Source organism: Streptomyces sp. NPDC088762 (assembly GCF_044750905.1).
GTDB lineage: Bacteria > Actinomycetota > Actinomycetes > Streptomycetales > Streptomycetaceae > Streptomyces.
In genome coordinates this window covers 24,246-44,116 of the sequence record NZ_JBIVKT010000004.1, presented here as the reverse complement: position 1 = coordinate 44,116, position 19,871 = coordinate 24,246, and the positions used below count along the sequence as shown (strand labels likewise).

At 73.2% G+C, this 19,871-nt stretch carries 19 protein-coding genes, 1 tRNA gene and 1 riboswitch; of the genes, 17 read left to right on the top strand and 3 right to left on the bottom strand.

Features of this window, described 5'->3' with window-relative positions; genetic code table 11:
- Positions 1-20 precede the first annotated feature (20 nt).
- The 7 genes from hpnD to ACIP5M_RS11695 all read left to right on the top strand — a co-directional run bounded on the left by hpnD (position 21) and on the right by ACIP5M_RS11695 (position 8,965).
- Entirely contained in the window at positions 21-971 is a 951-nt protein-coding gene (gene hpnD / locus ACIP5M_RS11725) for a presqualene diphosphate synthase HpnD (protein ID WP_401195196.1), read from the top strand.
- Positions 972-1,119: 148 nt separating this feature from the next.
- Positions 1,120-2,499: a hydroxysqualene dehydroxylase HpnE gene (gene hpnE, locus ACIP5M_RS11720; protein ID WP_401195194.1), complete on the top strand. Its 1,380-nt coding sequence runs from the start codon at positions 1,120-1,122 to the stop codon at positions 2,497-2,499.
- 56 nt (positions 2,500-2,555) lie between these two features.
- Positions 2,556-3,656, top strand: a complete 1,101-nt coding sequence (locus tag ACIP5M_RS11715; RefSeq protein WP_401195192.1) for a polyprenyl synthetase family protein — start codon at positions 2,556-2,558, stop codon at positions 3,654-3,656.
- Positions 3,657-3,802: 146 nt separating this feature from the next.
- On the top strand, positions 3,803-5,899 hold the full coding sequence (gene shc / locus ACIP5M_RS11710; RefSeq protein ID WP_401195190.1) for a squalene--hopene cyclase: 2,097 nt from the start codon (positions 3,803-3,805) through the stop codon (positions 5,897-5,899).
- Positions 5,899-6,552 (top strand): 1-hydroxy-2-methyl-2-butenyl 4-diphosphate reductase, encoded by a 654-nt coding sequence (locus ACIP5M_RS11705; RefSeq protein WP_401195187.1) that lies wholly within the window; start codon positions 5,899-5,901, stop codon positions 6,550-6,552. Before shc ends, ACIP5M_RS11705 begins: the two co-directional genes overlap by 1 nt.
- Before the next feature lie 5 nt (positions 6,553-6,557).
- On the top strand, positions 6,558-7,586 hold the full coding sequence (gene hpnH, locus ACIP5M_RS11700) for an adenosyl-hopene transferase HpnH (RefSeq protein WP_401195185.1): 1,029 nt from the start codon (positions 6,558-6,560) through the stop codon (positions 7,584-7,586).
- On the top strand, positions 7,583-8,965 hold the full coding sequence (locus tag ACIP5M_RS11695; RefSeq protein ID WP_401195182.1) for an aspartate aminotransferase family protein: 1,383 nt from the start codon (positions 7,583-7,585) through the stop codon (positions 8,963-8,965). Before hpnH ends, ACIP5M_RS11695 begins: the two co-directional genes overlap by 4 nt.
- Positions 8,966-9,010: 45 nt before the next feature.
- Here ACIP5M_RS11695 and ACIP5M_RS11690 read toward each other — a convergent pair whose 3' ends face one another.
- The gene (locus ACIP5M_RS11690; RefSeq protein ID WP_401195180.1) at positions 9,011-9,829 is read right to left on the bottom strand and encodes a tyrosine-protein phosphatase; all 819 of its coding nucleotides are present in this window, start codon (positions 9,827-9,829) and stop codon (positions 9,011-9,013) included.
- A gap of 276 nt (positions 9,830-10,105) precedes the next feature.
- Positions 10,106-10,315, top strand: a riboswitch (cyclic di-AMP (ydaO/yuaA leader).
- Between the two features lie 4 nt (positions 10,316-10,319).
- On the opposite strand from ACIP5M_RS11690, the gene ACIP5M_RS11685 reads away from it, so the two are divergent.
- The 10 genes from ACIP5M_RS11685 to ACIP5M_RS11640 all read left to right on the top strand — a co-directional run bounded on the left by ACIP5M_RS11685 (position 10,320) and on the right by ACIP5M_RS11640 (position 18,875).
- A complete protein-coding gene (locus ACIP5M_RS11685; protein ID WP_401195178.1) occupies positions 10,320-11,309 on the top strand; it encodes a peptidoglycan DD-metalloendopeptidase family protein in 990 nt (329 codons plus the stop codon).
- 162 nt (positions 11,310-11,471) lie between these two features.
- Positions 11,472-12,257 (top strand): SGNH/GDSL hydrolase family protein, encoded by a 786-nt coding sequence (locus ACIP5M_RS11680; RefSeq protein ID WP_401195176.1) that lies wholly within the window; start codon positions 11,472-11,474, stop codon positions 12,255-12,257.
- Between the two features lie 98 nt (positions 12,258-12,355).
- Positions 12,356-13,552 carry an MBL fold metallo-hydrolase gene (locus tag ACIP5M_RS11675; protein ID WP_401195173.1) on the top strand — a complete coding sequence of 399 codons (1,197 nt, stop codon included), beginning with the start codon at positions 12,356-12,358 and terminating at the stop codon, positions 13,550-13,552.
- A 711-nt stretch (positions 13,553-14,263) separates the two neighbouring features.
- Positions 14,264-16,198: an ATP-binding protein gene (locus ACIP5M_RS11670; RefSeq protein ID WP_401195170.1), complete on the top strand. Its 1,935-nt coding sequence runs from the start codon at positions 14,264-14,266 to the stop codon at positions 16,196-16,198.
- Between the two features lie 83 nt (positions 16,199-16,281).
- Positions 16,282-16,713 (top strand): roadblock/LC7 domain-containing protein, encoded by a 432-nt coding sequence (locus ACIP5M_RS11665; protein ID WP_401195168.1) that lies wholly within the window; start codon positions 16,282-16,284, stop codon positions 16,711-16,713.
- Positions 16,713-17,126 (top strand): DUF742 domain-containing protein, encoded by a 414-nt coding sequence (locus ACIP5M_RS11660; protein ID WP_401195166.1) that lies wholly within the window; start codon positions 16,713-16,715, stop codon positions 17,124-17,126. Before ACIP5M_RS11665 ends, ACIP5M_RS11660 begins: the two co-directional genes overlap by 1 nt.
- A complete protein-coding gene (locus tag ACIP5M_RS11655; RefSeq protein WP_401195164.1) occupies positions 17,104-17,712 on the top strand; it encodes a GTP-binding protein in 609 nt (202 codons plus the stop codon). The genes ACIP5M_RS11660 and ACIP5M_RS11655 overlap by 23 nt, the downstream gene beginning before the upstream one ends.
- A complete protein-coding gene (locus ACIP5M_RS11650) occupies positions 17,709-18,254 on the top strand; it encodes a GAF domain-containing protein (RefSeq protein WP_401195162.1) in 546 nt (181 codons plus the stop codon). The genes ACIP5M_RS11655 and ACIP5M_RS11650 overlap by 4 nt, the downstream gene beginning before the upstream one ends.
- Positions 18,255-18,330: 76 nt before the next feature.
- Positions 18,331-18,693 (top strand): MmcQ/YjbR family DNA-binding protein, encoded by a 363-nt coding sequence (locus ACIP5M_RS11645; RefSeq protein ID WP_401195160.1) that lies wholly within the window; start codon positions 18,331-18,333, stop codon positions 18,691-18,693.
- A gap of 108 nt (positions 18,694-18,801) precedes the next feature.
- Positions 18,802-18,875 (top strand) — tRNA-Pro (locus ACIP5M_RS11640).
- A 130-nt stretch (positions 18,876-19,005) separates the two neighbouring features.
- Here ACIP5M_RS11640 and ACIP5M_RS11635 read toward each other — a convergent pair.
- Together ACIP5M_RS11635 and rpmF are read right to left on the bottom strand one after the other, a co-directional pair.
- The gene (locus ACIP5M_RS11635; protein WP_401195158.1) at positions 19,006-19,413 is read right to left on the bottom strand and encodes an FKBP-type peptidyl-prolyl cis-trans isomerase; all 408 of its coding nucleotides are present in this window, start codon (positions 19,411-19,413) and stop codon (positions 19,006-19,008) included.
- A gap of 148 nt (positions 19,414-19,561) precedes the next feature.
- Positions 19,562-19,732 (bottom strand): 50S ribosomal protein L32, encoded by a 171-nt coding sequence (gene rpmF / locus ACIP5M_RS11630; protein WP_401195156.1) that lies wholly within the window; start codon positions 19,730-19,732, stop codon positions 19,562-19,564.
- Positions 19,733-19,871: the final 139 nt, after the last annotated feature.

The following is a 19,871-nucleotide window of genomic DNA, read 5'->3' as shown; positions in this document are numbered from 1 at the left end:
CGGTGGAGGGCCCCACACACGTGTTCGCACCGACCGCACTGTCGGCACCGGTCTCGGCGGCGTACAGCTACTGCGAGGCCGTCACGGGAGCGCAGGCGCGCAACTTCGCGTACGGCATCCGGCTGCTGCCGACCGACAAGCGGCAGGCGATGTCCGCGCTCTACGCCTTCTCCCGGCGCGTCGACGACATCGGCGACGGCGCACTGGCACCCGAAGCCAAACTGGCCCGGCTGGAGGAGACCCGCTCCCTGCTCGGGCGGATCCGCGCCGAGGAGATCGACGAGGACGACACCGACCCGGTCGCCGTCGCCCTCGCGCACGCCGCGCGCCGGTTCCCCATCCCGCTCGGCGGCCTCGACGAGCTCATCGACGGCGTCCTGATGGACGTGCGCGGCGAGACCTACGAGACCTGGGACGACCTCAAGGTCTACTGCCGCTGCGTGGCCGGCGCCATCGGACGGCTCTCGCTCGGCGTGTTCGGCACCGTGAACGCGGCGGGCTCCGGCGCGCCCGACGCCGACCGAGCCTCGGAGTACGCCGACACGCTCGGCCTCGCCCTGCAACTCACCAACATCCTCCGGGACGTTCGCGAGGACGCCGGCAACGGGCGCACCTACCTGCCCGCCGAGGACCTCGCCAAGTTCGGCTGCTCGGAAGGCTTCCACGGCGACCGGGCCCCCGAGGGCTCCGACTTCGCCGGGCTCGTCCACCACGAAGTGCGGCGCGCCCGGGCCCTGTTCGTCGAGGGCTACCGGCTGCTGCCGATGCTCGACCGGCGCAGCGGCGCCTGCGTGGCCGCCATGGCCGGCATCTACCGCCGCCTCCTCGACCGCATCGAGCGGGAGCCGGAGGCGGTGCTGCGGGGCCGCGTCTCGCTGCCGCCGCACGAGAAGGCGTACGTCGCCGTGCGCGGCCTCTCCGGCCTCGACGCGCGGACCATCTCCCGTCAGAGCACCCGGAGGCGGATGTGACGACCCCGACGAGGACCGCCCCGGCCGGCCGTCCCGCGCGCAGCGCGTGCGCAACCCCGGCGCCGCCGGCCGCGTCTCTTCCGGAGGGCTCCGCCCCCGGCGGACGCCGGGCACGTGCGGCCGCACACCGTACGACGGGGGAGGGCTCATGAGCGGCAGCGCACACCGGGCCGTCGTCGTCGGCGGGGGACTCGCCGGTGTCACCGCCGCGCTCGAACTCGCCGACAGCGGGCTCGAGGTGACCCTGCTGGAGGGCCGCCCGCGGCTCGGCGGGCTCGCCTTCTCCTTCAAGCGCGGCGACCTCACCGTCGACAACGGCCAGCACGTCTACCTGCGCTGCTGCACCGCCTACCGGTGGTTCCTCGACCGCGTCGACGGCGCCGGCCTCGCACCCCTCCAGGACCGGCTCGACGTACCCGTACTCGACGTCGCCCACCCCAAGGGACCGCGCCTCGGCCGGCTGCGCCGCAGCGCCCTGCCCGTGCCCCTGCACCTGGCCGGCTCCCTCGCCACCTACCCCCACCTGTCCCTCGCCGAGCGCGCCGGCGTCGGCCGCGCCGCCCTCGCGCTGCGCCGCCTCGACCCCGCCGACCCGGCCCTCGACGGCCTGGACTTCGCCACCTGGCTCGGCCGTTACGGCCAGACCCCGCGCGCCATCGAGGCCCTGTGGGACCTCGTCGGCATCGCGACGCTCAACGCCACCGCCGAGCAGTCCTCGCTGGGCCTGGCCGCCATGGTCTTCAAGACCGGCCTGCTCTCCGAGAACGGCGCCGCCGACATCGGCTGGGCCCGCGTACCGCTCGGCGACCTGCACGACACGCTCGCCCGCAAGGCCCTCGACGCGGCGGGCGTACGGACCGCGCTGCGCGCCCGGGTCACCGCCATCTCCCGTACGGACGAAGGGAACTGGCGGGTCGACACCGAGGACGAGTCCCTCGACGCCGGCACCGTCGTCCTCGCCGTCCCGCAGCGCGAGGCGCACGGACTGCTCCCGGCCGGGGCGCTGGCCGACCCGGACAAGCTCCTGGACATCGGCACCGCGCCCATCCTCAACGTCCACGTCGTCTACGACCGCAAGGTGCTCAAGGCACCCTTCTTCGCGGCGCTCGGCTCCCCGGTGCAATGGGTCTTCGACCGCACCGACTCCTCCGGGCTCCCCGACGGCGGCCAGTACCTCGCGCTCTCGCAGTCCGTCGCCCAGGACGACATCGACGAACCCGTCTCCGTCCTGCGCGCCAAGTACCTGCCCGAACTGGAGCGGCTGCTGCCCGCCGCGCGCGGTGCCAAGGTGCGGGACTTCTTCGTCACCCGGGAGCGGACGGCCACCTTCGCCCCCACCCCCGGCGTCGGCCGGCTGCGCCCCGGGGCGCGGACCGACACGCCGGGGCTCTACCTGGCCGGTGCGTGGACTGCCACCGGTTGGCCCGCGACCATGGAGAGCGCCGTCCGGAGCGGACTGAGCGCGGCGCACGCCGCACTCGCCGCGCTCGGCCGCCCCCGTGAACACCCTCTGACGGAGGCGGCATGACGACGATCACCACCAGCACGACCGGCACAGCACGTACAGGAACAAGAGGAGAGCCAGTGAACCCGGGGAATCCGGCTGTCGAGAACACGGGTGCCAGTGCGGGCACAGCCGGCGGGGGAGCGGAGAAGGCGGACACGCTCGCCCTCCTGGAGCGCGGCCGCACGCTGTCGACGCCCGCGCTCCGCGCCGCCGTCGACCGGCTCGCGGCGCCCATGGACACCGTCGCCGCCTACCACTTCGGCTGGATCGACGCCCAGGGCAACCCGGCGGACGGCGACAGCGGCAAGGCCGTCCGGCCCGCCCTCGCGCTGCTCTCCGCCGAGGCCGCCGGCGTCCCCGCCGAGGTCGGCGTCCCCGGCGCCGTCGCCGTCGAGCTCGTGCACAACTTCTCGCTGCTGCACGACGACCTGATGGACGGCGACGAGCAGCGCCGCCACCGCGACACCGTGTGGAAGGTGCACGGCCCCGCCCAGGCGATCCTGGTCGGCGACGCACTGTTCGCCCTCGCCAACGAAGTCCTGCTGGAACTCGGCACCGTCGAGGCGGGCCGCGCCGCCCGCCGGCTGACCACGGCCACCCGCAAGCTCATCGACGGACAGGCCCAGGACATCTCCTACGAGCACCGCGAGCGCGTGAGCGTCGAGGAGTGCCTGGAGATGGAGGGCAACAAGACCGGCGCCCTGATCGCCTGCGCGGTCTCCATCGGCGCCGTGCTCGGCGGCGCCGACGACCGTACCGCCGACAAGCTGGAGGAGTACGGCTACCACCTGGGGCTCGCCTTCCAGGCCATCGACGACCTGCTCGGCATCTGGGGCGACCCGGAGTCCACCGGCAAGCAGACCTGGAGCGACCTGCGCCAGCGCAAGAAGTCCCTGCCCGTCGTCGCCGCCCTCGCGGCCGGCGGTCCGGCCTCGGTCGAACTGGCGCAGCTGCTCGCCGCCGACGCCAAGAGCAACGACTTCGAGAACTTCTCCGAGGAGGAGTTCGCCGCCCGCGCCGCGCTCATCGAGGCCGCCGGCGGCCGCCAGTGGACCGCCGACGAGGCGCGCCGGCAGCACGCCGTGGCGATCAGGGCCCTGGACGACGTCGACATGCCGCAGCGGGTCCGCGACCAGCTCGTCGCGCTCGCCGACTTCGTCGTCGTACGCAAGAGGTGAACGCCGCGCACCGGCTGATATGACGCGCAAGTCGCCGGCCGGCGCCGCCCCTTCGGACCGCATCGGACTCGATCGGACCGGAGCGGCGGCGCCGGCCGACGGCACACCCCAGCACAGCAGAGGACCAACTGCACGAAGGGGAAGCCATGACAGCGACGACCGACGGCAGCGCCGAGGGCGCAGGCGCCGGCAGCGGAACCACCACCCCGGGCGGCCCACCGCCCGGCGGGGTGCACGTGAGCCCGCTCACGGACCGGCTCGCCCGTCCCATGCCGCAACAGCCCGAGCCCGGCCGGGAGGCGGGCACACGGGTCGCCACGGCTCCGCCCGGACCACCGGACGGGCACGGGCCGGAAAGGGTCCGGGAGGCCGCCGCGCGCGCGACCCGGCACCTGCTGGAGCGGCAGCACCCCGACGGGTGGTGGAAGGGCGACCTGGAGACCAACGTCACCATGGACGCCGAGGACCTGCTGCTGCGGCAGTTCCTCGGCATCCGGGACGAGGCCACCACGCGGGCCGCGGCCCTGTTCATCCGCGGTCAGCAGCGCGACGACGGCACCTGGGCCACCTTCCACGGCGGACCGCCCGAACTGTCCGCCACCATCGAGGCGTACGTCGCCCTGCGCCTCGCCGGGGACCCGCCGGACTCCCCGCACATGACCCGCGCCTCCGCCTGGATCCGGGCCCACGGCGGCATCGCCTCCGCCCGCGTCTTCACCCGGATCTGGCTGGCCCTCTTCGGCTGGTGGAGCTGGGACCACCTCCCCGAACTCCCGCCCGAGCTGGTCTTCCTGCCGTCCTGGATGCCGCTGAACATCTACGACTTCGGCTGCTGGGCCCGCCAGACCATCGTTCCGCTCACCGTGGTCTCCGCGCTGCGCCCCGTCCGCCCGGCGCCCTTCGCCCTGGACGAGCTGCACACCGACGCGCTGGCGCCGTACCGCGCCACACCACTCGCCCCGATGGCGAGCTGGGACGGGGCCTTCCAGCTGATGGACAAGGCCCTGCACGTCTACCGCCGGTTCGCCCCGCGCCGGCTCCGCAAGGCGGCCATGGACAGCGCCGCCCGGTGGATCGTCGAGCGCCAGGAGAACGACGGCTGCTGGGGCGGGATCCAGCCACCCGCCGTGTACTCGGTGATCGCCCTGCACCTGCTCGGCTACGACCTCGGCCACCCCGTGATGCGGGCCGGCCTGGAATCCCTGGACCGCTTCGCCGTGTGGCGCGAGGACGGCGCCCGCATGATCGAGGCCTGCCAGTCCCCGGTCTGGGACACCTGCCTCGCCGCGATCGCGCTCGCCGACGCGGGCCTGCGCCCCGACCACCCGGCGCTGGTCAAGGCCGCCGACTGGATGCTCGGCGAGGAGATCACCCGCAGGGGGGACTGGGCGGTGCGCCGCCCCGGGCTCGCCCCCGGCGGCTGGGCCTTCGAGTTCCACAACGACACCTACCCCGACATCGACGACACCGCCGAGGTCGTCCTCGCCCTGCGCCGCATCAGGCACCCCGATCCGGCCCGCGTCGAGGCGGCGATCGCCCGCGGCGTCTCCTGGAACCTCGGCATGCAGTCGAAGAACGGCGCGTGGGCCGCCTTCGACGCCGACAACACCAGCCCTTTCCCCAACAAGCTGCCCTTCTGCGACTTCGGCGAGGTCATCGACCCGCCCTCGGCCGACGTCACCGCCCACGTGGTCGAGATGCTCGCCTTCGAAGGCAGGGCGGGCGACGCCCGCGCCCGCCGCGGCATCGCCTGGCTGCTCGCCGAACAGGAGCCCGACGGTTCCTGGTTCGGCCGCTGGGGCACCAACTACATCTACGGCACCGGGTCGGTGGTCCCCGCCCTGACCGCCGCCGGCATGGCCCCCGCGCACCCCGCGATCCGGCGGGCCGTGCACTGGCTGGAAACCGTACAGAACGAGGACGGAGGGTGGGGCGAGGACCAGCGTTCCTACCAGGACCGGTCGTGGGCCGGGAAGGGCGCCTCCACGGCCTCCCAGACCGCGTGGGCCCTGATGGCCCTGCTCTCGGCCGGCGAACGGGACGGCAAGGCCGTCGAACGGGGCATCGACTACCTCGTCCGGACGCAAGGCCAGGACGGATCCTGGGACGAGCCCTGGTTCACCGGCACCGGCTTCCCCTGGGACTTCTCCATCAACTACCACCTGTACCGCCAGGTGTTCCCGCTCACCGCGCTCGGCCGCTACCTGTACGGGGAACCGTTCGCGCCGGCCGGGGAGTGGTGATGTCCGCCGCCAGGGGCGACCGGGCCGGGAACCCGGCCCCGCTGCTGGTCGCCTGCGCGCTGCGCATCGAGCAGGCGGCCCTGCGCAGCGGGGCCCGCGGCGCGCCGGAGGCCTACGGGCTGCTGCGCACCGGGATGGGCCCGCGCGCGGCCCGGCGGGCCGTCGGCCGGGCCCTTGAGCGGCCGGGGATGGACCGGGCCGCCGTCCTCGCGACCGGGTTCTGCGCCGGTCTGGTCCCCGGCATGCACCCCGGCGACCTGGTCGTCGCCGAGGAGACCCGGGACCCGGAAGGGGCCGTCCCCTGCACCGGAACCCCCCTGCTCGCCGAGGCACTGGCCCGGGCCGCGCCCGGCCGCACCGTGCACCTCGGCGTACTGACCGGATCCGACCACGTCGTCCGCGGCCAGGAGCGCGCCCAGCTGCGCGCCACCGGCGTCATCGCGGTCGACATGGAATCCGCGGCCACCCTGTGGACCGCCACCCGCGGCGCGGGCCGTCCGGTTGCGGCCGTCCGGGTGATCGTGGACGCTCCGGAGCACGAGCTCGTCCGTATCGGCACCGTCCGCGGAGGAATATCGGCCTTCCGTGTCCTGCGTGCCGTACTGCCCGCGTTCTATGACTGGCACCGTTCTTTGCTGCTCCCCAGGAGGTGAGCCAGATGGCCATGCCGCTGCGCCAGACCATCAGGGTCGGGACCTATCTGCTCGAACAGAAGCTCCGCAAGCGAGAGAAGTTCCCGCTGATCGTCGAGCTGGAACCGCTCTACGCCTGCAACCTCGCCTGCGAGGGCTGTGGGAAGATCCAGCACCCGGCCGGAGTGCTCAAGCAGCGCATGCCGGTCGCCCAGGCGGTCGGCGCCGTGCTGGAGTCCGGCGCTCCCATGGTGTCCATCGCGGGCGGCGAGCCCTTGATGCACCCGCAGATCCACGAGATCGTGCGCCAGTTGGTGGCGAAGCGGAAGTATGTATTCCTCTGCACCAACGCGATGCTCCTGCGCAAGAAGATCGAGAAGTTCACCCCCTCCCCGTATTTCGCCTTCGCCGTGCACATCGACGGTCTGCGCGAACGCCACGACGAGTCGGTGGCCAAGGAAGGCGTCTTCGACGAGGCCGTCGCGGCCATCAAGGAGGCCAAGAGGCGCGGCTTCCGGGTGACCACGAACTCCACGTTCTTCAACACGGACACCCCGCAGACCATCATCGAAGTACTCAACTACCTCAATGACGACCTCAAGGTGGACGAGATGATGATCTCGCCCGCCTACGCCTACGAAAAGGCCCCCGACCAAGAGCACTTCCTGGGTGTCGAACAGACCCGGGAACTCTTCAAGAAGGCCTTCGCCGGCGGCAACCGGCGGCGCTGGCGGCTCAACCACTCGCCGCTCTTCCTCGACTTCCTGGAAGGAAAGGCCGATTTCCCCTGCACGGCCTGGGCCATTCCCAATTACTCCCTCTTCGGCTGGCAGCGGCCCTGCTACCTGATGAGCGACGGCTACGTCACCACGTACCGGGAACTGATCGAGGACACCGACTGGAGCAAGTACGGCCGCGGCAAGGACCCGCGCTGCGCGAACTGCATGGCGCACTGCGGCTACGAGCCCACCGCCGTCCTCGCCACCATGGGGTCGCTGAAGGAGTCGCTGCGAGCGGCCCGTGAGACCGTCTCGGGGAACCGGGAGAAGCAGTGACCGGCTTCGACCTCCGTGCCCTGCTGGAGGCGCGGGGCGCGGAACGGTACGAGCTCCACGCCCGCCACCTCAACCACCAGCTGCCCCGGATGCTGCACACCATCGGCTTCGACAAGGTCTACGAACGGGCCGAGGGCGCCCACTTCTGGGACGCCGAGGGCAACGACTACCTCGACATGCTGGCCGGATTCGGAGTGATGGGCCTGGGCCGGCACCACCCCGTGGTCCGCCGGGCCCTGCACGACGTGCTGGACGCCCAGCTCGCCGACCTCACCCGCTTCGACTGCCAGCCGCTGCCCGGTCTGCTGGCCGAGAAACTGCTCTCGTACAGCCCGCACCTGGACCGGGTCTTCTTCGGCAACAGCGGCACCGAGGCGGTGGAGACCGCCCTGAAGTTCGCCCGGTACGCCACCGGGCGCCCCAGGATCCTCTACTGCGACCACGCCTTCCACGGGCTCACCACGGGCTCGCTCTCGGTGAACGGGGAAGCCGGCTTCCGGGACGGCTTCGCGCCCCTGCTGCCCGACACGAAGATCGCGCTCGGCGACCTGGCCGCCCTGGAGCGGGAGCTGGCGCGCGGCGACGTGGCCGCCTTCGTCGTCGAACCCATCCAGGGCAAGGGGGTGCTCGCCGCCCAGCCCGGATTCCTGTCCGCCGCGCAGGAGCTGCTGCGCCGGCACAAGGCGCTGCTGATCGCGGACGAGGTGCAGACGGGCCTCGGACGGACGGGGGACTTCTACGCGTACCAGTACGAGCCGGGCGTGGAGCCGGACCTGGTGTGCGTGGCCAAGGCCCTGTCGGGCGGCTACGTGCCGGTCGGCGCGACCCTGGGCAGGGACTGGATCTTCAAGAAGGTCTACTCCTCCATGGACCGGGTGCTCGTGCACTCGGCGAGCTTCGGCTCCAACGCGCAGGCGATGGCGGCCGGGCTGGCGGTGCTGTCGGTCATGGAGAACGAGGAGGTCGTGGCCAACGCGCGGGCGATGGGCGACCTGCTGCGCGGGCGGCTCGCGGCCCTGGTGGACGAGTACGAGCTGCTGCACGAGGTGCGGGGGCGCGGGCTGATGATCGGCATCGAGTTCGGCCGGCCGTCCTCGCTGGGGCTGCGCAGCCGGTGGACCATGCTCCAGGCGGCCCGCAAGGGGCTCTTCGCGCAGATGGTGGTGGTGCCGCTGCTCCAGAAGCACCGGATCCTCACCCAGGTGTCCGGAGACCACCTGGAGGTCATCAAGCTCATTCCGCCGCTGATCGTGGACGAGCGGGACGTCGACCGGTTCGTCGGTGCCTTCCGCGAGGTCATGGACGAGGCGCACGGCGGCTCGGGGCTGATGTGGGACTTCGGCAGAACGCTGGTGAAGCAGGCCGTCGGCAACCGGTGAGGGCCTGACGGCCCGCTCCACGCCTGACGGCCTGCTCCACCGGCGTCAGTCCAGCAGCCTCTCGCGGAGCCGGCCGAGGGTCTCGGGCGCGAGCCCGAGGCCCTCGGCGAGGTAGGTCTCCACCCCGCCCCAGTGCTCGTCGATGGTGTCGAAGGCGGCCGTCAGGTACTCGGCGCGGGCGTCGAAGAGCGGCGCGAGCAGCTCCATCACCTCGGGGGACCGGGCCTCGGCCGTCTGGCTGGTGCGCCGGACGCGGTAGCGGTTGTGCGGGGCGTTCGACTCCAGGTAGTCCGCCACGATCGCCTCGCGCGGGACGCCGAGCGCGAGCAGCGTGACGGCGATCGACAGGCCCGCGCGGTCCTTGCCGGCCGCGCAGTGCAGCAGGGCCGGGACGCTGTCCTCGGCGAGGGCGTGCACCACCCGGCTGTGCTCGGCGGTGCGGTGCCTGATGATCCGCCGGTACGAGTTCGCCATCCGCGCCGCGGCCTTCCCGTCGCCCAGCAGCGAGCGGAGCTGGTCGAGGTCGCCGTCGCGGACCAGCTTCCAGAACTCCCGGCCGTCGGCCGGATCCGACAGCGGGATGTTGACGTTGCGCACGCCGGGCAGCGTGACGTCCGGCCCCTCCAGGGCGTGATCGGCCTCGTTGCGGAAGTCGAAGACGGTGTGGAGGCCGAGCGAACCGAGGAATTCCGCATCGGTTTCGGTGGCATGTGCGAGATGTCCGCTTCGGAACAGTCGTCCCGAAGCGACCCGCCGTCCGTCGGATGTCGGCAATCCACCCACATCGCGGAAATTGCGCACTCCGGTCAGCTCCGGCTCCGGCTGCGGACGCACCGGCGGGGCCGGGGGTATCTGCTGGGTCAAGGAACTCCTCCGCTTCGTCGTAGGTGTCCGAATTACACTGTTTGGCGCCAACTTGCCATGAGCGGAGGCGAGATCGGGCACGTCCCCGTGAGCCAGATCATACGGTGACCGTGAGTGCCTGATCGCTAAAGCCGAATGGCCCGGCCGGGGCGGTTGTTGGCGGTGGGGAATGGACACAGGGTGACCGGAATTCCGCCGGTCCCTCATTCCTGTGATTCCGTCAGGAAATTCATGGCTTGTTACGCGCGGCCGAACTCGATTACCTTCGCGATCGATCCGGGTGGACCGCCGAATCCTGCCGCCGCCCGGGAACCGCACCCGACCATTCACACGCGCGGCAGGAGCGGGGGAACCCAGGTAAGCCGCCGATCCGGATCTCCGATTCCGGGCCGGCTAGGGGTGAAGTCCTACATGGTCCGTTCATGTACGACCGGACATCTCCAGTCCGAACCCGACAGCTCACCTCGCAGGCGCCGGAGAGGAATTCACCATGCCTGCAAAGGGTAAGCACCGCCGCCCCAAGTCCCTTTCGATATCCCGCGGCTTCGCTGCCGCGGGCACCGGCGGCGCCGCCTTCGCGCTGCCGCTCCTGGGTGCCGCCGGCGCCCACGCGGCCGGCGCCGCGGCCCCGGCGCCCGCGGTGGTCCCCGCCGCCGCCCCCGCGGCGGCGCCGCAGGTCCCGGCCGCGCTGCAGGCCGCGTCGACCGTGTACACGGTCGTGCCGGGCGACTGCCTCTCCGTGATCGCCGCCGAGCGCCACCTGTCCGGCGGCTGGGAGCAGCTGTACGCCGACAACCGCGAGGCCGTCGGCAGCAACCCCTCCCTGATCCACCCCGGCCTGAAGCTGACGCTCGGCGCGAAGGGCGAGGCCGCCCCGGCCGCCGAGCCCGCCCCCGCCGAGGCTCCCGCCCCCGCCGAGGCTCCCGCCCCGGCCGAGGGCGCCGCCGAGGAGGCCGCCCCCGACGAGGGCTCCGCCGACGAGCAGGACGCGCCGGCCGCCCCCGCCCCGGAGCCGAGGCAGGCACAGAAGCCGGAGAGCACCGGCTCGTCCACGGTGGCCGGGGCCCCCGCCGCCGGCGGCTTCGTGGCACCGGTGGGCGGCGGGATCTCCACCCAGTACAAGACCCCCGGCGCCATGTGGTCCTCCGGCTACCACACCGGCGTGGACTTCATCGCGAGCTCCGGCACCACCGTCAAGGCCGTCGGCGCGGGCACCGTGGTCTCCGCCGGATGGGGCGGCTCGTACGGCAACGAGGTCGTCATCCGGCACGAGGACGGCAAGTACTCGCAGTACGGCCACCTCTCCTCGCTCGCCGTCTCGGTGGGCCAGAGCGTCACCGCCGGCCAGAGCATCGGCCTCTCCGGCTCCACCGGCAACTCCACGGGCCCGCACCTGCACTTCGAGATCCGCACCGGCCCGTCCTACGGCTCGGACATCGACCCGCTCGCCTACCTCCGCTCCAAGGGCGTCACCATCTGACGGCACCCGCCGTCGGAAGCGCGGACACACGTGAGGCCGGGGCCCGAGGGGGGTCCCGGCCTCACGTGTACTTATTCCTTATCCCCCGGGTGGTATAGATCACGGCCCGTCAACCCCGCATTACGTTGGCGTAGGTTGGTTACGGGAGTGAAGGATGTCGTCGTGGCAGCGACGACGACGACACTCAAGACCATCGGCTCGTACGCGGCGATCGGGGACAGCTTCACCGAAGGGGTGGGGGACCCGGGGCCCGGGGATTCCTATCTCGGCTGGGCGGACCGGCTCGCCGTGCTCCTGGCCGACCAGCGCGACGAGCACGACTTCCGTTATGCGAACCTGGCCGTGCGCGGCCGGCTCCTCGACCAGATCGTGGCCGAGCAGGTGCCGCGGGCCAAGGAGCTCGCCCCGGACCTCGTGAGCTTCTGCGCGGGGGGCAACGACATCATCCGGCCCGGCAGCGACCCCGACGACGTGGCGGAGCGGTTCGAGGCCGCCGTCGCCGACCTCACCGGGGCGGTCGGCCGGGTCATGATCACCACCGGCTTCGACACCAGGGGCGTGCCGGTCCTCAAGCACCTCCGGGGCAAGGTGGCGACGTACAGCGCGCACGTCCGCGCCATCGCCGACCGCTACGACTGCCCGGTGCTCGACCTCTGGTCGCTGAAGTCCGTACAGGACCGGCGGGCGTGGGACGCCGACCGGCTGCACCTGTCGCCCGAGGGGCACACGCGGGTCGCGCTGCGCGCCGCGCAGGTGCTCGGGCTCGAGGTGCCCACCGACCCCGACCAGCCGTGGCCGCCGCAACGGCCGCGCGGCTCGGTCGACGTGACCCGGGACAACATCCAGTGGGCGCGCGAGCACCTGGTGCCGTGGATCGGCCGGCGGCTGCGCGGGGAGTCCTCCGGGGACCACGTCGAGGCGAAGCGGCCGGACCTGCTCCCGCTGTAACCGGACCGGGGGCCGCAAGCGGAATCCTTCGGGGCACGTGTGCGTTGGGATGGTCGTAGACCGACGACCATCCCGACCCCTTCCTCCCAGGAGGCGCCTTGACCGGCTCCAGTCCCCTGCGTCCGCGGCTGCGTGCCCTGCGGCCCGAAGCCTTCGGCGCGGACCCGTCCGGCGCCCGGCTGGAGCGGATCCGCCGCTCGCCGAACTTCGCCGACGGCGTCTTCCAGAATCCGGTCGGTGCCCGGACCAGGCCCTCGGGGTCGATGAAGGAGTTCGCCAAGATCTACTTCCAGAAGGAGCAGCGCGTCAGGCGCAGCCCCGGCGCGCCGATCCCCGTGTACCCGACCACCCTCGCCGAGCTGGCGAAGCCGCCGGCGAGCGGACTGCGTCTGACCTGGATGGGCCACTCCAGCGTGCTCGCCGAGATCGACGGCCGCCGCGTCCTCTTCGACCCGGTGTGGGGCGAGCGCTGCTCCCCCTTCCCCTTCGCGGGCCCCAAGCGGCTGCACCCCGTACCGGTGCCGCTGGCCTCCCTGGGCAAGGTCGACGTCGTGGTCATCTCGCACGACCACTACGACCACCTCGACCTCCCCACGATCAAGGACCTGGCCGGTACGGACACGGTCTTCGCCGTCCCGCTGGGAGTCGGCGCGCACCTGGAGCGCTGGGGCGTTCCGGCCGGCCGGCTGCGCGAGCTGGACTGGAACGAGACCACCGAGGTCGCCGGCCTCTCGCTCACCGCGACCCCGGCCCGGCACTTCTGCGGCCGCGGACTGCGCAACCAGCAGCACACCCTGTGGGCCTCGTGGGTGGTCGCCGGCGACGAGCACCGGATCTACCACAGCGGGGACACCGGCTACTTCCCCGGCTTCAAGGAGATCGGCGCCCAGCACGGGCCCTTCGACGCGACGATGATCCAGATCGGCGCGTATTCGGAGTACTGGCCCGACATCCACATGACGCCCGAGGAGGGCATGCGCGCCCACCTCGACCTCCAGGGCGGCGTCCCGCACGGCACGATGCTGCCGATCCACTGGGGCACCTTCAACCTGGCCCCGCACCCGTGGGAAGAGCCGGGTGAGGGCACCCTGGCCGCGGCCGAGGAGGCCGGGGCGGCGGTCGCCCTGCCCATTCCGGGCGAGCCGTTCGAGCCGGGCAGCGCGCAGGCCCCGGCGAAGCCGTGGTGGCGCCCCTTCGCAGCGGCCACCCCGACGAACCCGACGCCGCCCCTGCCCCCGATCCCGCAGCAGCCGCACCCCGCCACCCAGGAGGAACCGGAAGCCGTCGCCACGTAGCCCCCGACCCCGGACCCGGCTCACACCCCCACCTCCCAGCGGCCCCGGTCCCGCGCAGAGGCTCCCAACGCGGCTCACACCGCCAGGTCCGGCGCGCCGGGGCGCCCTGGCAAGGTCCCACCCCCAGGTTCCGGCGGGGCCGGGTGTGTGGCGGGGCGCCCCCGCAGGGTGCCGAACACTGTCCCGCAGAACTGCCCACTCCCTGGCCACGTTCGGCGCCCGAGGAGGTGCCCCGGCGCGCACCCGGCCCCGCCGGAACCGCCCCGCACCCGGCCCCGCCGGAACCGCCCCGCACCCGGCCGCGCCGGAACCGCCCCGCACCCGGCCCCGCCGGAACCGCCCCGCACCCGGCCCCGCCGAAACCGCCCCGCACCCGGCCCCGCCGAAACCGCCCGGCCGCCCCCGCCGTCGTGGCACCGAGTCCGGAGCCACCGCCCCGCGCTCCGACCCCCGCCCCGCACGCCGAGCCCGCCGCAGGCGACCAGGCGGCTACGGCGCATCACGGCCGCCCCCGCACTCCGCCGAGCCCGCCGCAGGCGCCCCGGTGGATTCGGCCGCCCGTACGAGCGCTCCACCGGGAGCGGGAAGCACCCCCGCGAACTTCCCCAACTGGCGGTCCAGGGCAGGACGGTGCGGTCTAGCGTGGGTATCCGGTGATCAACACCGGACCCCGGGATCGCTGGGGCCGGGCCCCACGTACCGAGGACGCCGATGTCCGGACTCCGCGCCGCCCGCCACGCCCCGACGAGACACGCCCCGTCGAGACACACCCCGACGAGACACACCCCGTCGAGGCACGCCGTCACCGGTCCGGCCCGGCAGATACGCCCCCAGCTGGTCCGCGCAGCCGTACTGCCCACCCTCGCCGCCGGATTGAGCGGCGCCGCCGCGGTCATCTTCACCCTCCAGCTCGGCGGCGGAGCGGGCGAGCGGGACGCCCGGCTCTGGCCGGTGCTCACGGGCTGTGCGCTGCTCGTCGTCGGCGCCCTCGCGGCGGCCCTGCTCGGAGCCGAGCGCGCCGCCAAGGCCGTCCGGGACCGGTGCGAGGCGCTGCGCCGCTCCAGCGTCCGCGGACGCCAGGAGCTGCGCACCGCCGCCGAGCGGCTGGAGCGCGGCGAAACCCCGCCCCGCCCGCTGCGCGGCGGCCCGGGGGCGGCGCCCCTCGGGGCGGATCCGGTCGGGGTGGACGAGTTCTGGCTGCTCTCGCAGGAGCTGCGCGGCGCCCGCGAACAGGCCCACGCCACCCTCCTACGGCTGGCGGGTCCCGCGGCTCCCTCCGACAGCGAACGCAAGGTCGAGGTCTTCGTCAACCTCGCCCGCCGGCTGCAGTCCCTCGTCCACCGGGAGATCTCGCTCCTGGACGATCTGGAGGACACGGTCGAGGACCCGGACCTGCTCAAGGAGCTCTTCCACGTCGACCACCTCGCCACCCGCATCCGCCGCCACGCCGAGAACCTCGCGGTGCTCGGCGGCGCCGCCTCCCGCCGCCAGTGGACCCGGCCGATCGACCTCAGCGAGGTCCTGCGCTCCTCGGTGGCGGAGGTGGAGCAGTACACACGGGTCAAGGTCGTGCCCCCGGCGGGCGGCAGCGTGCGCGGCCACGCCGTGGCCGACGTGGTGCACCTGCTGGCCGAACTGGTCGAGAACGCCACCGTGTTCTCCGCCCCCGACACCGACGTGGTGCTGCGCGCCGAACGGGTCACCGCCGGGATCGCGGTCGAGGTGGAGGACCGCGGGCTCGGCATGCCGGCCGAGGAACAGCACCGGATGAACGCCCTGCTCGGCGACCCCGACCAGATCAGCGTCCGGCACCTGCTGGCCGACGGGCGGATCGGCCTGTACGTCGTCTCGGCGCTGGCCCGGCGGCACGGGATCGCCGTAGAGCTCAAGTCCAACATCTACGGCGGCGTCCTCGCGGTGCTGGTGCTGCCACAGGAGCTGCTGGGCGCGGAGGCGCCGAGCGCCGCCGACGCGGCGGGCGGCTCCCGGGCCACCTCGTGGGGCACCGGCGCGGGCGCCGCGCCGATCGCGCCGCCGCCGCCCCTGGAGCCCGTACGGGTGTCCGTGCCGCACCCCCCGCCGGAGCCTGCCCCGGAGGCCTGGCCCACCCCGGCCCCGGCGGACCGGCCCGTGCCCGCGGCCGGCCCGGGGTTCCGGCCGGCGGACGGTCCCCAGGCCGAGACCCCCGGGACCCCGCTCCCGTACGAGCCCGAGGCGGCCGGCGGGCCCGCCGCCGGGCCCGGCGTTCCGTCCCTCTCCGTGCCGAACCCACGGGCGGGAACTCCCGACGCGACCGGGAGCGCCGCCGCGACGCGGCCCGGCGTCCTGCCCGACCCGCGGCCCCGGACCGTGCAGCCGATCGAGCTTTCGTACCCGGCCGCGCCGGAGGAGGAGCGCACGGCCGCGGCCGGCCACCCGGACCCTCCGGTCCCCGGGGCCGTCGTCCCGAGCGCGGGCCTCGCCGAGGGCGCCGGGACCCGGCCACCGTTGCCCAAGCGGCGAGCGCAGACCCACCTTGCGCCGCAGCTGCGCGACGCCCCCGCACCACGGCCGGCCCCTGACCCCGACCAGCCCGTGCACGACCCCGGCCTGATGGCCGCCTTCCAACGCGGCTTCGGCCTCGCCCAGTCGGAGAACCAGACATGACCCGGACGACACCGACGACACCGACGACACTGACGACCCCGACCCCTCACCCCAGCACAAGCAACGGCAAGGAGCGCACCCCCATGAGCGGCGAAGTGGCGACGAAGACCGGCAGCCGGCTCTCGGACCTCGACTGGCTGCTCAGCGGCCTCGTGCAGCGCGTGCCATACACGCGCAGCGCCGTACTCCTCACCGCCGACGGCCTCGTGACCTGCGTACACGGCCTGGACCCGGACAGTGCCGACCACATGGCGGCGCTGGCCTCCGGCCTGTACTCCCTGGGCCGCAGCGCCGGCTCCCGCTTCGGGGACGGCGCCGGGGTCCGGCAGGTCGTCGTCGAGCTCGACACCGCGCTCGTCTTCGTCTCCGCGGCCGGATCCGGCACCTGCCTGGCGGTGCTCGCCGACCGTGAGGCCGACGCCGGCGTGCTCGGCTACGAGATGGCGATGCTGGTCAAGAGCGTCCGCCCGTACCTGGCGGCCCCGCCGCGGCGGCCCGCCGCCGACCCGGAGTGATGCGGGTCCGGGCGACGGGGGCGTACGTGCGGGGCCGGGACATCCCCTGGCTCGACGACTCGGCGGGCCGGGTGATGCGCCCGTACACCGCCAGCGGCGGCCGGACCCGGCCCGGCGCCGCCCTCGACCTGCTCTCCCTGGTGAGCGCCACCGGTGTGCGCCCGCGCGTACCCCTGGGAGCGGAACACACCCTCGCGCTCCGGCTGTGCGCCGGCGCGGCGGCCGTCACGGTCGCCGAAGTGGCCGGGCAGCTGCGCCTCCCCGCGGTGGTGGTGAAGGTGCTGCTGTCCGACCTGATGGAACACGGGGCCGTCATGGCGCAGGCGCCGCGGTTCCCGGGCGGCGGCGCGTTCGCCGCCGACGACCAGACCCTGCTCCAGGCGGTGCTCGATGGCCTACGCAAACGACTGTGACGCTCCCGCGACCCTGAAGATCCTGGTGGCCGGGGGCTTCGGGGCGGGCAAGACCACCTTCGTGAGCGCGGTGAGCGAGATCGAGCCGCTGAGCACGGAGGAGCTCCTGAGCGACCTCGGCGAGACCGCCGACCCGCTGGACGGTGTCGAGGCGAAGACCACGACGACCGTCGCGCTGGACTTCGGCCGCATCACGCTCGACCCGCGCACCGTGCTCTACCTGTTCGGCACGCCCGGCCAGCACCGCTTCTGGTTCCTGTGGGAGGAGCTGTGCGCCGGCGCGCTCGGGGCGGTGGTCCTCGCCGACACCCGCCGCCTCGCCGACTGCTTCCCCGCCGTGGACTTCTTCGAGCGGCGCGGCATCGGATTCATCGTCGCCGTCAACGAGTTCGACGACGGCCACCGCTACGCACCCGGCGAGGTCCGCGAAGCGATGGGGCTCGGTCCGGACGTGCCCGTCGTACGGTGCGACGCGCGTCTGGCCAGCTCGGGGACGGGGGCGCTGGCCGCTCTCGTCCGCCATCTCCTGTGCATGTCCGCATCCATAGCCGGCACTTCGTCTTCGGAGTCGGGGGAACCGTCATGACGTACTACGAATCGACCGGACACCTGCTGCTCACGCCCGTGGACCGGGAGGCGCCGGCCCGCGTCGTCCGGCTGCGCGAACTGGGCCTGGGGGAGCGGGTGGACACCGAACTGGACGCCTTCGCCCGGCGCGTCGCCGACGAACTGGCCGCGCCCTACGCGGGGGTCAACTTCATCGGGGAGGAACGGCAGTTCTTCGCCGGACTGCACCACGCGGCCGACGCCCCGGCGAGCGGCTACCCGGCCAGGGTGCTGGCCCGCGACCACGGCTACTGCCCGCACGTGGTGGTGCGGGGGCGGGCGCTGGTGCTGGAGGACGTACGGGACTTCGCCCGCTTCGCGGGCAACGCCGTGGTGGACGAGAGCGGGGTGCGCTCGTACGTCGGCGCGCCGGTGACGGACCGGCGCGGGACCGTCCTGGGCACGGTGTGCGCGGTGGACGTGGTGCCGCGCCGGTGGGGGACGGCGGGTCTGGCCACCGCCAAGGCGCTGGCGGCGGAGCTGGGGGCCCTGCTCCAGGAGCGGGAGGAGCGGCGCGGCTGAGACGGCCGGTGGGAGACGGGGACTACGGTCGTCGGGAGAGGCTCACCGGTGGCCGGCTTCGGAGAGGTGACGCGGGATGGCCGCAACCGCGCACGACGTCCGCACGATCGCGCTGTCGCTCCCGGACAGCAGCGAAAAGCCGGCCTGGGGCATGCCGGCCTTCCGGGTGGGCGGGAAGATCTTCGCCGCCCTCGCCGACGACGACACCTCGATCGGGGTGAAATGTCCGAAGGAGGACCGGGCCGGGCTGATCGCGGCCGAGCCGGAGAAGTTCTTCGTGCGCGAGGGCCACGACGACAACTACGCCTGGCTCCGGGTCCGCCTGGCAGCCGTCCGGGATCGGTCCGAGCTGCGCACCATCCTGATCGACTCCTGGCTTCAGGCGGCCCCGAAACGCCTGGCCGCCGCCCACCCGGAGCTCGTCCAGGGCCGCGGCTGATCCGCGGCCTCCCGCCGGGGTCACGGAAAGGCGCGCGCGACCACCCTCCGAAGTGCGGTATTGTTCTCCTGCGCGTTCAACCAGGGGAAACCCCAGGTCAGCGCGCATCGGGACGTGGCGCAGCTTGGTAGCGCACTTGACTGGGGGTCAAGGGGTCGCAGGTTCAAATCCTGTCGTCCCGACTCTGCTTTTACGCAGGTCGGAGGCCGTTCTCTCATCCATGAGAGGGCGGCCTTTTCCGTGCCCGGGATGCTGAACGCCCCCCGCCCCTTCCCAGCGACGCAGCGCGCCGACGGGAAGGAGCGGCCAGGGTCACTGGGCGCTGCTCCACCCGGCTGTGCCGGAATACGAGTCGAGCAGGTCCACGACGAAGATCAGGGTCGAGCCCGCCGGGATCAACGGTGAGGGCGACTGATTGCCGTAGCCGAGACGCGGGGGAACGATGATCTCGCGCCGACCGCCGACCTTCATCCCCCTCACCCCCCGGTCCCAGCCCTTGATGACCTTGCCACTGCCCAGGGCGAACTTGAACGGCCGGCCCCGGTCCCAGGAGGCATCGAACTCCTTCCCGGACTCGAAGGTCACCCCGACATAGTGGACCCGGACCACCATGCCCGGCTTCACCTCAGCGCCATCCCCGACGACCAGGTCCCGGATGGTCAGCTCGGTGGGAGCGTCACCCTTCGGAACGTCGACCTCGGGCTTCGTCAGTTCACTCATTGCCGTCCCCTCACTCTCCGCCGGAAGCCCTCGTACGGACCAGCCGGACACATGGACACCCCATGCGGCAGAGGGTCACGCTACCGAGAAGGCCGATCCCCGAGGTGCGAGGACGGTCACGCGTAGTCGGTGGTCCGGCGCCAGTGGGTCAGCCCTCCGGGTTGATCAGGCCGCGTTCGTACGCCTTCACCAGGCGCTGCGGCACCAGGTGTACGGAGCCGTCTACGGTGACGGGGACCAGTTGCGCGGTGGTGGCCTTCCACTGGGCGCGGCGGTGGCGGGTGTTGCTGCGGGACGTCTTCCGTTTGGGAACGGCCATGGGAACCTCCTGGGTGGGTGACGGGAAGGGAGTGTTGCGTGCCGGATGGCGGGCCCCGTGGATGGGGCCCCGCCGGGACGGTCGGCTCGTGGGGGCGGTGTCAGGGCCGGGCCGCGAAGATCTCCAGCTGCTTTTGGTC